The 13,693-nt window shown below is 77.8% G+C and carries 5 protein-coding genes; all 5 read left to right on the top strand.

Annotated features, from left to right (window positions below):
- Positions 1 to 40: 40 nt before the first annotated feature.
- The 5 genes from C593_RS0114215 to C593_RS0114195 are packed head-to-tail and all read left to right on the top strand — an operon-like array spanning position 41 to position 13,513.
- The gene (locus tag C593_RS0114215; RefSeq protein ID WP_018847964.1) at positions 41 to 901 is read left to right on the top strand and encodes a DUF4132 domain-containing protein; all 861 of its coding nucleotides are present in this window, start codon (positions 41 to 43) and stop codon (positions 899 to 901) included.
- The gene (locus tag C593_RS0114210) at positions 898 to 6,192 is read left to right on the top strand and encodes a hypothetical protein (protein ID WP_018847963.1); all 5,295 of its coding nucleotides are present in this window, start codon (positions 898 to 900) and stop codon (positions 6,190 to 6,192) included. The genes C593_RS0114215 and C593_RS0114210 overlap by 4 nt, the downstream gene beginning before the upstream one ends.
- Positions 6,189 to 7,445 (top strand): ATP-binding protein, encoded by a 1,257-nt coding sequence (locus C593_RS0114205; RefSeq protein ID WP_018847962.1) that lies wholly within the window; start codon positions 6,189 to 6,191, stop codon positions 7,443 to 7,445. Before C593_RS0114210 ends, C593_RS0114205 begins: the two co-directional genes overlap by 4 nt.
- Before the next feature lie 3 nt (positions 7,446 to 7,448).
- Complete coding sequence (locus C593_RS0114200; RefSeq protein WP_018847961.1) at positions 7,449 to 11,606, top strand: DUF5682 family protein; 4,158 nt, start codon at positions 7,449 to 7,451, stop codon at positions 11,604 to 11,606.
- On the top strand, positions 11,603 to 13,513 hold the full coding sequence (locus C593_RS0114195) for a hypothetical protein (protein WP_018847960.1): 1,911 nt from the start codon (positions 11,603 to 11,605) through the stop codon (positions 13,511 to 13,513). The genes C593_RS0114200 and C593_RS0114195 overlap by 4 nt, the downstream gene beginning before the upstream one ends.
- Positions 13,514 to 13,693 lie beyond the last annotated feature (180 nt).

Here is a 13,693-nt window from a genome sequence, read left to right as displayed (position 1 = left end):
GGTCCGGCGGCGCGGTACGGAACAACGGGGAGAACAGCGCATGGGGTGGGTATCGGCGGGTGACTACGAAGTCGCCCTGGAGGCGGGCAAGGTGGTCTGCCGCAACGGGAAGGGCCGGCGGCTGAAGTCCGTCCCGGCCAAACTGAAGGACGACCCGGCGGTCGTCGGGCTCCGGCAGCTCACCGAGTGGCTGGAGCGGCACGAACGCCGGTGCCTGACCGATGTCGAGCAGTGGATGGTGCGTTCGCTGCCCGTCCCCACGGCGGTCCTCGCCCGGGTCTGGCCCGACCCGGCGTGGCAGGCCGCCCTGCGGGACGTCGTGGTCACCGGCACCGGCGGCGGGGTCGCCGGATTCCTGCGCGATGTCGACCCCGACCGCGGTCTCGGCCTCGTCGACCTGGACGGCGACACCGTCCGCATCACCCCGGACGTCGTCAGCCTGCCCCACCCCGTCCTCCTCGACGACCTCGACGAGCTGCGCGAGTTCGCGGTCGAGCTGGGGGTGAGCCAGCAGGTGGAGCAGCTGTTCCGCGAGGTGTGGCGCCGGCCGCCGGGCCTCGCCCCCGACACCAGGTCCGTGGACACCTACGCCGGCGGCGTGTTCAAGGAACTGCGGTTCCTGCACGGCCGCGTCACCCAGCTCGGATACCGCTCGCGCGGCGGATACGCGGTCTGCCCGGTCGTCGAGGACGGCGCCGGCGTGGAGGCCCGCATCTGGATCGGCGAGCACGACGGATACGACGAGTACGGCACCGAGACGGGTCCCCTGGGCTGGACGGACCCCGCCGGGCGCACGCTGACGGCCGCGGAGGTCGGCCCGGTCGCGTGGTCCGAGGGCATGCGCATGGCGGCGGCGCTCTACGCCGGCCGCGACGTGGCGGACGAGGAGCGAGCGGCATGAGCACCACGACGAACACCGGCACGAACCCCCTCGCGGACACCGGCACGCACTCCGTCGCGAACAGCGACGTGAACAGCGTCGCGAACACCGAGCTCGCGGCGGGCGCCGCGACCCTCCCCGCCCAGTCGGCCCGGGGCGCGGCCACCGCCACCCCCGCCGCCGACGCCCGCGCCGCGGCCCTCCTGGACGCGGGCGCGATCCTCCCGGCCGGCACCACCGGCCGGGACGACGCCGACACGCTGACCGCCCGCACCTACACGCACACCGCCCTCGGCGACCGGCTCGTGGTCCGGCTGGTCCCGGGCACCCTCGGCGAAGCCGAGGACCTGGCCCTGGAGTTCCTCGGGCTGGCCCGGACCGCCGAGGCCCCCACCGTGGGCCAGGTGCGCCGCGAGACGCTGGGCTTCCCCGCCTGGGCCCTGGTCAACGACCCGGCCAACGGCCACCACGCCCTGGCCCTCGTCAAGGACATCGAGCGCCTCGGCCGCCAGGCCAGGACCCGCGCCGGAGCGGCCAAGGAGGGCTTCGACGCCCTCGGCACCCGCCTCGGCCGCGCTGTCCCCCACTTCCTCCCCACCTACTACGAGCAGGTGGCACGTCTCTTCCTCCAGGCCGAGAACACCACGTACGCCGCCTCCTTCTTCGGCAAGGCCCGTGAGGCCGAGCGGGTCCACGGCCTGGCCGTGGACGAGGACCGCCAACGGTCCGTCTTCCTGGAGTTCGCCTTCGCCGGCGCGCTGACCGTCAAGGCGCTGCGGCAGTACGTGCGCGACCTGGTGGCCCGGCTCGCCCCGGCGGACGCCTGGGCCCAGTTCCGCCGGCTGCTGGTCGAGCGCTGTGCCGCGGGCATGCCGCCGTACGCGGCCCTGCCACAGGACGTGCGCGCGCTGGTCAAGGCCGCCGGGCTGGACCGGGACGCCGCCGAAAGCGAGCTGGTGGCCGACCTGATCGGCTCCCCGGGAGTCGTCCGCGCCCCCGCCTCGTTCTGGACGGCCTACCGCCCCGCCCTCGTCGCCCTCGCCCGCCGTGAACCGGCCGTCCGCGCCCGGCTCCTCGGCTTCTTCCCGGAGACCTTCACCGAGAGCGGCGCCACGGACGCGGACGGCGAGCGCGGCTGGCTCGCGCTGCTGGCCGAATCCGGCGCCGAGGAACTGCTGACCGCCCTCCCGGAGACCGGCTCGGCCGACGACGCCGCGGTCTCCCCGGCGGACTGGCTCGCCCGCTGGGAGGCACACCGCCGGCGCAACCGGGCCACCGCGGACCGCAGCCCGGAGACCCTCGCCCTGGCCGCCCGGATGACCGCCCGGCTGTGCGCCGACGGGCGCCCCGTCGAACTGTTCCAGGGCCGCTGGCAGCGCACCGCCGACCTGGACCTCCTCGACCTCTGCCTGGCCTCCGGCGTCCCCGTCGCCGAGCCCGGCGACGGGGGCGGCCCGGACACCGCGCGGCCCCCCGTCGTCCCCCTGGGCAGCTGGCTCGCCGACACCGCGTCCGGCGCCCGGGAGCTCACCGCCCTCGCCGAACGGCCCGTCTTCCGCGCCCTGCTGAGCCGGACCGTCGGCGAGCTCGGCGGCGGCCACCACCGGCGGCTGAGCGACGCCGGCATGGCGAAGCTCGCCGCCCACCCGGTGCTCTCCGCCGTCCTGCGGGAGTGGCTGACCGCCCGCGCCGAGGAGTACACGGCCGCCCGGGGGCTCCCCGGGCTGCATGCCGCCCTGAACAAAATGTCGGCGTACTGGACCGTGGCCGGCGAGGTCGCCCCCAAGGCCGTGCGGCTCCTCAGAGGCCATGACGTCGTGCCCCTGCTCGGGGCCACCCTGCGCACCGGCCTCCTCGACGAACTGGGTTGGCCCGCGCTCGACGAGACCTACGCCGAACTGGCCGCGGAGGCCGCGGCCGCCACGCGCCGGAGGAACCACCGCTCGGACAGCGTCGGCGTCACCGGCGCCTGGCCCGCCCTGATCCTGAACACCCTCGAACGCGCCGTCGTCGTCGGCCCGGAGGGCGTCCTGCTGCGGCACACCCTGCGGCTGCCCACCACCGCCGACCAGTGGCGGACGCCCGCCTTCCGATACGTCGACGGCGAGTTGCTGGTCATCTGGTGGGAGGACGGCAAGCAGCGCGGCTACTGGTCGCACCGTCCCGCCGAGGTGTTCACCGTCGGCGGCGAGCAGATCCCCCGGTGGGGCGGCTCCGGCCCCTCGGACGAGGTCTGTCTGCCGCTGCCCGGCGGCGGCCGCGCCACCGGCGGCAAGGCCCTGCACGCCGGCGACACCTCCCTCCCGCCGCAGCGCGCCGTCCTCTCCGACGGCACCGGCCACTGGCGCGACGGACACCAGGGCCGGCAGCGGGTGTGGCTGGAGTACGACCCGGCCACCGGCACACACGGCCGCGCCTCCCTGCCCGCCTTCCTCCGTTCCGGCGTCCAGGACGGCACCCGTCTGCTCACCAGGCACTGCCAGGTGCTGCCCCTCCAGCCCGGCCTGGAGTCCACCCCGTTCGGCACGGACGGCACGGTGCTGGGCCGCTGGGTCCGCCGCACCGTCACCGAGCCCGGCACCGCAGCCCCCGCCGACGGGCACCGGATCGTCGCCGGCACCCCCGACGGGCACACGGTGACCCTGCCGGACCCGCTGCCCGGCGGCGGCTCCCCGGTGCCGCTCGGGGCCCTCGCCCTGCCCGGCGGATCACGGCCCGTCATGGCCCGGCACCACCGGTCCGTCGAGGCCCACCCGGCGGACACGGACGGCACCGGAGGCAGCCTGTGGTCCGTCACCCCCGACTCCTCCGGCGGCAACGACGCGGCCGGCACCCCCTATGTGCCGCCCGTCGCCTACTGGCACGCTCTGCGCCCGAGGGACGAGCGCGGTTCGGCCGCCCTGCGGAACCTGACCGACGCCCGGGCGGGGGAGCTCGTCAAGGAGGTCGCCGCCGCGGTCGCCCGGCACCTGGAGGCGTTCCGGGCCGTCAAGGAGTACACCGGGCCCTCCTCGCGCGAACTGAGCGAGCAGGCCGTCGCCGAGGTCCTGCCCGAGGTGTCCGACGCCCGGCTCCTGGCCGGTGTCACCGCGCTCGTCCGGAACGCGGTGGACCGGGCCGCCGCCGTCGCCCGCTACGTGGAACCGCCCGAGCCCGCGCAGCCCGCCACCCCCCGCAACACCGCGCACACCCAGGGCATGTTCTTCGACCACGCCCCCGAGCACGCCGACGACACGACCCTGCGGGACGCCACCGCCTGGGGCTCGGAGCGCGTCTACGGCGGCTGGTGGGGAGGCGGGCACCGGTGGGCCACCGTCCGCCAGATCCTCGCCGTCAACCATGTCCTCGGCGGCGAGGCGGCGTTCGGCCCGGCCGCGCCGTCCAAGGCCCCGTACACCCCCGCGGACGGCTGGCGGCGGGACGAGCGCACCGTGCCCGGCGGCGGCATGTCCTGGACCTTTCTCCTCGACAAGCTCCCCGAAGTCGCCTACCGCGCCGCCTCGGCGGCCACCTCACCCGAGCACCGCGCCGGACTCCTGGAACTGCTGGACACCCTTGCGGCCGGCCCGCTGGCCGACCCGGCGGGCACCGTCCGGCAGGTGGAGCTCGTCGAGCCGTTCGGCGGCACGCCCGGGCAAGGTCGGCACGAGGCAGTGCCCCGCCTCGGCCAGGTGTTCCGCAAGGGGCCCCGCACCGTCGTGGTCATCGCCGACCGCGGCCGCAACTCCCGCGACGACGCGGCCCGCTGGCTCGCCCTGGACCACGACCCGACCGGCGCCTTCGGCCCCGTCGCCGGCTTCACCCTGGACCACGAGCACGTCCACCGGCAGGGCATCGCCCGCGACCGTCTCACCCGGCTCACCACCCTGGTCCGGGAGCAGGGCCCGGCCCCCTGGCGTCCGGAGTCCGCCGAGGCCTTCCACACGGCCACCGGAATCGGGCCGCTCCAGTCCGCCGCCCTGCTGTCGGCCGCCGTCGAGGAGCCGGGCGCCGAGGCGCTGGCCCTGCTCGGCGCGAAGACCCGGGCCTTCGAGGCGGCCCGGGCCGCCCTGGACGCCCTGCCCCGCGGCGCGCGGCACGCCCTGACCCGGGCCCTGCTCCCCGCGGACCCTGCCGAACTGTGGACCACGGGCCCGGACGTCCAGGGCGCCGCCGAGGTCTGGGAGAAGCACCTGGGCTCCCTCGTCCGCGTCCCCGAGGAACTGGACCCGGACCTCTCGGGCACCACCCACGGCGCACTCGACCTGGTCCTCAACGCGGGCTCCCGGTCCTGGCTCTCCCACGGCACCGAGGTCGCGGACGGCACCGGCCGCCCGGGTCTGCTCCGGGTGGCCGCGCGCGGCCAGATCGCCTCGGCCCTCACGGCGCTGCACACCCTCGCCTACACGCTGCCGTACGGGCACCCCCTGCGGGCGCACCTGCCCATCGGCCTCGCGGCCCTGCGCGACCGCCTCGCCGACCCGGCCCTGGTGCTCGAACTCGGCCTGGACTGGACCGAGTCGGGGCAGGCGGCCGGCCCCGCGATCCGCGCCGCGCACGGGCTCCCCGAGACCGGCGGGGCGGACGCCGACGGACTCGTCCGGGCCGGCACGGCGCTGCTCCTCGCACCCGCCCACGGCAGCATGGAGAAGCTGCTGATCCGCCCGGCCGGTCTGACGGGGCCCGAGGACCCGGCCTTCGGCCTCGTCGAGGGCACCTTCGGCGGCTATGCCACCGGCGATCTTTTCGCCCTGCGGGCCCTGCTGGACGAGCGGACCGACGCGCTGGTCTCGGCGGGCCTCCCCGACGCCTCCCGCCCGGCCGACGGCGTCCCGCACGCGGACGGCGCGCCGCACTCCGACACCACCCCGCCCTACCCGGCCCAGGACCCGACCCGCGCGGTGCCGGACCTGGTGGCGGAGGCGGCCGAGACCCTCGGCCTGGGCGCGGACGCCGCCGCCCTGTACCTGATGCTGCTCGCCCTGCCCGACCCGACGGACCGCAACTGCGTCCGCTGGACGGGGTGGAAGCCGGCCCGCGTCAAGAAGGCCCGTGCGGAACTCGCCGCCACCGCCCTCGTCGTGGAGGCCAAGCGGGCCCGCGCCGGCCGCACCCTCTTCCTCCCCTGCGGCTGGACGGAACGCAGCGCCCCCGCGCTGCCGTTGGAGACCTGGAAGGAAGGTCTGTACGCGGCGTCCGGAGGCGTCCGGATCCTGCCCCACCTCCCCGTACCCGAGCTGTTCGCAGCCGCCTGGGCACGGGTCCGCGGCGGCGACGCCCCCGCCTACGAAGAACTGGACACCCGCGCACCCCGGAAGGGCCGCCGCCGATGAGCGACACCACCACCAGCACCACCATGGACAGCACCACCGCGGACGGCACCACCGCGGACGGCACCACCGCGGACGGCGTCCCGGCCCAGGCGGCAGCGCCCGGCCGGGAGCACCGCCAGGTCACCCCGCCCGAGGACCGGTACGCCACCGAACTGGCCTTCCTCGCCGCCCATGACGCCGGGCCGCGCCCGCCCGGCTGGCTGCTCACCCCGCGCGCCGTCGTCACCTTCGTGATGGGCAGCGCGGGCGAGGCGCTGGGCCTGCCGAAGGGCGCCCGCCCCGGCGCCGGAGTACCCCGCCGCCTGGTGATCGAGCAGAAGTTCGTCGGCGAGCGCGCCCTGGTCGAACGGTGCGTGGTCACCCTCGCGGGCGAGCGCGGACTGCTGCTCGTGGGCGAACCCGGCACCGCCAAGTCGATGCTCTCCGAGCTGCTGTCGGCGGCCGTCTGCGGCACCAGCGCGCTCACCGTGCAGGGCACCGCGGGCACCACAGAGGACCAGCTCAAGTACGGCTGGAACTACGCGCTGCTCCTCGCCCAGGGCCCCACCGAACAGGCGCTGGTGCCCTCCCCGGTGCTCACCGCCATGACCCGGGGCGCGGTCGCCCGCGTCGAGGAGGTCACCCGCTGCCTGCCGGAGGTCCAGGACGCGCTCGTCTCCCTCCTCTCCGAGCGGCGGATCGCGGTCCCCGAACTCGCGGGCGGCGAGAGTGCCCAGGTGCACGCGGCCCCCGGCTTCACCCTCATCGCCACCGCCAACCTGCGGGACAAGGGCGTCTCGGAGATGTCCGCCGCGCTGAAGCGGCGGTTCAACTTCGAGACGGTGGGCCCGATCGGGGACGTGGACGCCGAGACCGCCCTCGTCAGGCGCCAGTCGCGGGCCGCCGTCGAACGCGCGGGCGCGGCGTACCAGGTGGACGACGCGGTCCTCGAAGCCCTCGTCACCGCCTTCCGCGACCTGCGCGAGGGCCGCTCCGTGGAGGGCTGGGAGGTCGAACGCCCGTCCACGGTGATGAGCACGGCGGAGGCGGTCTCCGTCGCGGGCTCCCTGGGCCTGGCCGCCGCCTACTTCCCCGGCGACCGGGACGTCCTCTCCCTGCTTCCCGGCCACCTCCTCGGCGTCGTCCGCAAGGACGACCCCGCCGACGCGGCCCGCCTGCTGGGGTACTGGGACGGCCCGGTGCGCCGCCGCGCCGAGCAGGGGTCGGCCACCTGGCGCGCGCTGTGGGACCTGCGCGGGGTACTGGAGAACTGACGCATGAGCCAGCCGCCCACCCCCACCACCCGGCCCCCCGCCGTGCCGCCGCCCGGCGACGGCACGTCCCCCGCCGGGCCGCCGCCCGGTAGCCCGGGCGCACCGTCCGGCCCCGACGCGCGGCCGGGCGCCGAGCCATCCGCCGCTGAGCCGGTGCCCACCCGCCCGACGGCGGGCCCCGCGACGGCCGGGCCCGTCACCCCCGAAACCGCCGCCGCGGCACTCGCCGCGGCCGGGCCCGGGCTGCCGTTCCTGATCGGTGTGCGCCACCACGCGCCCTCCCTCGCGGCCGCCCTCCCCGCCCTGCTGGACGCGGCCGGTCCAGATGTCCTCCTCGTCGAACTGCCCGCCGATTTCCAGCCCTGGCTGGACTGGCTCGCCCACGAGGAGACCCTTGCCCCGGTCGCGCTGGCCGCCGTGCCCGCCGACGGCCAGGGCGCGGCGGGCGAACGGGGACCCGCCTTCTACCCGTTCGCGGACTTCTCGCCCGAGCTGGTCGCCCTGCGCTGGGCGGCACGGCACGGGATCCCGGCGGTGGCCTGCGATCTGCCGCTGGCCGACCGGGCCTGGGCGCGGGGCGGCCCGGACGCCCCCGCACCGGACGCCCCCGCACCGGACGCGCCCGCGCCCCCGTCCGCCCCCGCACCGGACGCCGACTCGGCACCCGCATCGGGGGAGGGGCTGTCCGCCGCCCTCCGGTCCCGGCTCACCGGCCGCGACGGCGACGACCTGTGGGACCGGCTGGTGGAGGCCCCCGCCCCCGGCTCGTCACCCGAGGCACTCCGCCGCGCCGCCCTCCTCACCGGCTGGGCGCTGCGGCACGAGGCCGAGGCGCGGGGCGGGGTGGACCCCACGGACCTCGTCCGCGAGGCGTGCATGCGCGCCCATGTCGCCGAGGCCCTGGCGAACGGGCGGCGGCCCGCCGTGGTGGTGGGTGCCTTCCACGCCCCGGCGCTGCTGCCCTCCGCCGCGCCCGCCGGGACACCCGCCCCGCCCGCACCCGACGCGCCCCGGCACGCGGACACCGACGCCCCGGCCTGCACCGTCTCCCTGATCCCGTACACCTACCCCCTGCTCGACTCCCGGTCCGGTTACCCGGCCGGCATCCGGGACCCGGAGTGGCAGCACACCGTCCTGGACTCCGCCGGGGATCCGGCCGCGCTGCACGAGGCGCTGGTCCGCACCGCCGTCCGCGTCTGCGCCGCCCTGCGCGAACAGGGCCACCCCTACGGCCCGGCGGACGGCAGTGAGGTCGTGCGGGTCGCCGGGGACCTCGCCCGGCTGCGTGACCTGCCCGCCCCCGGCCGCGGCGAACTCCTGGAGGCCGTGCAGACGGTCCTCGGCCGCGGCGAGACCTACGGCACGGGCCGCGCCGTCGCCCAGGCGCTCGAACGCGTCCTCGTCGGCACCCGTACCGGCCGCCCCGCCCCCGCCGCCCCGCGCAGCGGCCTCGGACCCGCCGTGGAGGCCGAGACCGGGGCTCTCTCCCTCCCCGGCCCGGCGGACGCGCACGAGAAGAGCCCGCGCGACCTCCGGCTCGACCCGGCGCGCTCCGCCCTGGACCGCCGCCGCGAACTCCTGCTGCGCAGGCTGGCGGTGTGCGGCATCCCCTATGCGCAGGAGCAGGAGGTGACCGGCGCCGCGGGCTCGGAAGGGCTCACCACGCGCTGGCAGGTGCGCTGGACCCCGGCGACGGCAGCGATGCTGACAGCGGCCGGGGCCCGCGGTGTCACCCCGGCGCAGGCGGCCGAGGGAGTGCTGCGGCAGCGGCACGCGGCCGAACGCGCGGCGGGCGGCCCGACCGCCGCCCAGGTCGTCCGGGGCCTGACGGAGGCCGCCGAGTGCGGGCTCCCCGCCCTCACCGTCGAACGGCTGACGGAACTGGCGGCCGTACTCCCCGCGAGCGGCACCCTGCCCGAACTCCTCGCCGGGCTCGACCTCCTGGACCGTATCGACGCGGGCCACCTGCCCGGCGCGGCGACTCCCCGGGACCCGTCGAGCCCCGGCACCCCCGACGACCCTCGGCCGACCGCCCCCACCCTGGCCGCCCGCACCGCGCACGCGGCGGAACTCCTGACCTCCGCGGCGGTGCGCCAGGTCGACGGCCTGACCGGCTCCGAGGAGCCCGAGGACGCCCGCGCGCTCCTCGAACTGGCCCAGCGCGCCGACCGGGTGGGCGGAATCCGGCTCACCGACGCCCTCGCCCGCCTGACCGCCGACGGCACCCCGCTGATCGCGGCGGTCGCCGGAGCCGTCCGGGTCCTCACGGGCCACGAGGCGGCCGAGGTCTTCGGCGTGCGCGTCGCCTCCTGGGTGGACGGAGCCGTGGACAGCGCCTCCCGGGCCGCCCTCACCGCCCGCCTCACCGGCGTCCTGACGGCGGCGGGCCCGCTCCTCACCGTCGGCGTCGCCGCCCTGGATCCCCTGCTGCACCGGGTCGTCGAGCTGGACGACACCGCGTTCCTGGCCCGGCTGCCCGCCCTGCGCGGCGGCTTCGACACCCTGAGCCCGGCCGCCCGGGACCGGCTGCTGGACACCATCGAGGAGCGCCTGGGCGTACGGGTGGGCAGCCTCGACGCGGACGACCCGGCCGAACTGGCCCGCCGCACCGCCGCCGATCTCGCGGCCCGCGACCTTCTGACCGGCCTCGGCCTGCCCGTCCCGTCCCCGGGTGACGCCGACCGGCCCCCGACCACGGCCCAGTCCACCGCGCCGTGCCCGCCGGGGGACACCACCGCCGCCCCGGCGCACCCCGCCACGACCGAGTCAGCCACCGCCACCGCCACTCCGGCGCACACCGCGACTCCGGCGCACCCCGCCACGACCGAGGACGCTCGCACCGGGACCGGCTCCGAGCCCGCCCCCCAACTCGCCGCCCCCCTTGGGGCCGCTCCCGAGCCCGCCGCCCCCAGCGGCACCAGCCCCGCAGCCCCCACCGCCACCGGCCCCGCCGCCCCTTCGGCGGCCGGTACCGAACCCGCCCCCGCGCGGAACCCCGCCCCCGCGCAGGCCCTCGCCTCCGCGCGGAACCCCGGCCCCGCGCGGACCCTCGCCCCCGCCGACCGGTGGCGGCTCGTCCTCGGCCGGCGTCCCGACCAACTGCCCCCCGGGGCGGCCCGGCTCGCCACCGCCCTGGACGAGCTCTACGGCGCGGGCCGCGGCGAGGGCTCCCGCGGCGGCCTGCCCACGCCCGGTCGGAGCCGGGGCCGGGGCGGGCGCGAGCCGTCGTTCCCCGGCGCCCGCGAGTGGTCCGAGGAACTGGCCGCGCTCTTCGGCCCCGGTATCCGCGAGGAGGTCCTCGCCGTCGCTGCCGCGACCGGCCGGCAGGACGTCCTCGCCGAAATCGACCCGGCGGCCGCCACCCCCTCCGTGGAACTCCTGCGGACGGTCCTGCGGTACGCGGGCGGTCTGCCCGAGGCGCGTCTCGCGGCGCTGCGGCCGCTGGTCCGCCGCCTGGTCGACGAACTGACCCGCCAGCTCGCCACCCGGCTCCGCCCCGCCCTCACCGGCACCGCGCTGGCCCGGCCCACCCGCCGCCCCGGCGGCCGCCTCGACCTGCCGCGCACCCTGCGCGCCAACCTGGCCAACGCCCGCCGGGCGGAGGACGGCACGGTCCTGGTCGTCCCCGAGAAGCCGGTGTTCCGCAGCCGCGCCCGCCGATCGGCCGACTGGCGGCTGATCCTGGTCACCGACGTCTCCGGGTCCATGGAGGCGTCCACGATCTGGTCCGCGCTGACCGCCTCCGTGCTGGCCGGAGTGCCCGCCTTGAGCACCCACTTCCTCGCCTTCTCCACGGAGGTCGTCGACCTCACCGGGCATGTGCACGACCCTCTTTCCCTCCTGCTGGAGGTCAGCGTGGGCGGCGGCACGCACATCGCCGCCGGCCTGCGGCACGCCCGGGGCCTGATCACGGTGCCCAGCCGCACCCTGGTCGTCGTGATCAGTGACTTCGAGGAGGGCGCCCCGCTCGGCGGACTCCTGGCCGAGGTCCGGGCCCTGGTGGCCACCGGCAGCCATGTCCTCGGCTGCGCGAGTCTCGACGACGCCGGCCGGCCCCGCTACTCGACGGGCGTCGCCGGGCAGCTCGTGGCCGCCGGCATGCCCGTGGCGGCCCTCAGCCCACTCGAACTGGCCCGCTGGATAGGGGAGAAGACCGCATGACCGCCGCCCAGTTGCCGTCCGCCGCCCAGTTGCCGTCCGTCGCCCCGTTGCCGTCCGTCGCACCGGAGGTCACGGCCACTCTGGTGGAGGACCTCTCGCCCCGGCTGCGCAAGCGGCTGGACGCGGCGGTCACCAAGCTCGTCGCCCGCCCGGCGCACCGCGACGGGGACACCGTGACGATCGCGGTCGACGACGAGACCGAGCTGCGCCTCCACGCCCCGGGCGGTGTGGTGGCGACGGTGGAGGCGATCAGCTGCGGCTGCCTCCTCGCCCCCGCCTGCGTCCACCGCGCCGCCGCCGCCTGCGCCGCCCCCGCGGCGGACCAGGCCCCGCCCCCGGCGGCCCCCGAAGCCGCCCCGACCGCCCCGGACCCGGACCCGGACGGCAGACCCTCCACCCCCGCGACGGCCTCTGGCGGCACCGCCGCGACGGAACCCGCAGCGGACCCCGCCCCCGCGCCGGACGCCGACTCCCCGCCCGAGGTGGCGGGCCCGGACCAGCGCGCGGCGGCCGGCGCCCTGTGGTCGGCGGGCACCGCGGTGCTGGAGGCCGGGGTCGACGGGGCAGGCGCCGTCGCCCAGGCCGCCCTCCTGCGCGCCGCCCACACCGCCCGGCTCCGCCGGCTGCCGCGCCCCGCGGGCGCCGCGCTGTCCGTGGTGACCCTGCTGCGCGCGGCCCGCGCCGGGGACCCGTCCTACCGCACCGCCGACCTGGTCACCGCCCTGGCCGAACTCCTGGGCACCGCCCACCGGGTGGGCACGGCCACCGGAGCGGAGCTGGCCGCCGTCCGCGGCCGGGCCCGCCGTCCGTACACCCCGGACGGCTCCCTGCGCCTCTACGGCCTGTTCACCGAACCCGTGGTCACCGCCTCCGGACACGGCGGCGCCCGCACCTGGGTCGCCGGACCGGACGGCCGGCTCTGCACGGTCGGCGACGTGGCACCCGGCGGCGCCGGGCGCGCCCTGGGCGTGGCCGACCGGGCCGTGCGCCTCGGGGACACCGCCCTCACCCACCGGGAGCTGGGCCGCGCCGGCCTGGCGGTCTCGGGCGCGACCGTCTCCCCGGACGGCCGACTCGGCGCCGGAAAGGGCGTCAAGGCCGTCACCGCCCGGGGCGCGGCCTGGACCGAGCCGCCGCTCGCCGCCCTCTGGGACACCCCGCCCGCCGACCAGGCCGCCCGCGCCCTGCGGTCCGTCTCCCGCTACGCGGATCCGGCCGGCGGCGGCAGCGATCTGCTCTTCCTGGACGTCGAACTCCTCGGCGCCGTCAGGGAGTCGGGCGGTACCTGCCTGCTCGCGCAGTGCGCGGGCGGGGTCCGCGTCCGGCTCGCGGTCGCCGACGACGATCCCGCGCTGGCCCACCGGGACAACCTGATGCTGCTGGCCACGGCCCCGGGGGCCAGGCTGCGGATCATCGGCCGACTGGTGCCGGCCCTCCATCCCCGGCTCACCCTGCTGGCCTGTACCCACCCCACCGGCGAGGGCACGATCGACCTCGGTTTCGACCGCTTGCGCCGCGCCGACCTCCCCGACCCGTCCGCCCCCGTCCACCCCGCCCCGCCCCCACCCGGCGGCCACGGCGGGGAGTCGCCCCTCCACCTCCTGGAGCGCCGCGTCGAACAGACGGTCCCGGCGGGCCGCGCCGCCCTCGGCATGCTCGGCGACGTCACGGCCGACGCCCACCGCCTCCGCCGCGCGGGCCTCCCCACCGCCGCCGGCCTGCTGACCGCCCTGTGCGCCTCGGCGGCCAGGCGCGAACGCGACCTCTTCGGCCGCCTCCTCCCCGCCGACACCGACGACTTCGCCACCCACTGGCTCTCCGCCGCCCGCTACACGGCCGCCGTCGCCGAGTCCCTCTGCGCGGCGGCGTGGGAACCGCACGAGCCCGCCGGACGGAGAACCGCTTGAGGCCGACGGCGGCGAGGATCAGTACCAGTGCGGTCGGCGCCCCGCCGGCCGGGCTCGCCGCCGGCGCCCGGCCCGGCGACGGTCACGGCCACGCCGGCCCGCCGCCCCGAGAAGGGGCCCGCCAGTGCGTCGAGGCGGTCTTCGGGCCGGTGGCTGCGACGGCCCTCCGCGGCGCGGCCT

The sequence above is a fragment of the Streptomyces sp. CNT372 genome, assembly GCF_000377145.1.
The sequence above is the reverse complement of the archived record's forward strand: the minus strand, read 5'-3'. Positions and strand labels throughout refer to the sequence as shown.

Excerpts from the sequence above, each read along its gene's own strand:
- C593_RS0114210 (WP_018847963.1), top strand. The coding sequence starts at position 898 with ATGAGCACCACGACGAACACCGGCACGAACCCCCTCGCGGACACCGGC.
- C593_RS0114200 (WP_018847961.1), top strand. The coding sequence starts at position 7,449 with ATGAGCCAGCCGCCCACCCCCACCACCCGGCCCCCCGCCGTGCCGCCG.
- C593_RS0114195 (WP_018847960.1), top strand. The coding sequence starts at position 11,603 with ATGACCGCCGCCCAGTTGCCGTCCGCCGCCCAGTTGCCGTCCGTCGCC.
- C593_RS0114215 (WP_018847964.1), top strand. The coding sequence starts at position 41 with ATGGGGTGGGTATCGGCGGGTGACTACGAAGTCGCCCTGGAGGCGGGC.
- C593_RS0114205 (WP_018847962.1), top strand. The coding sequence starts at position 6,189 with ATGAGCGACACCACCACCAGCACCACCATGGACAGCACCACCGCGGAC.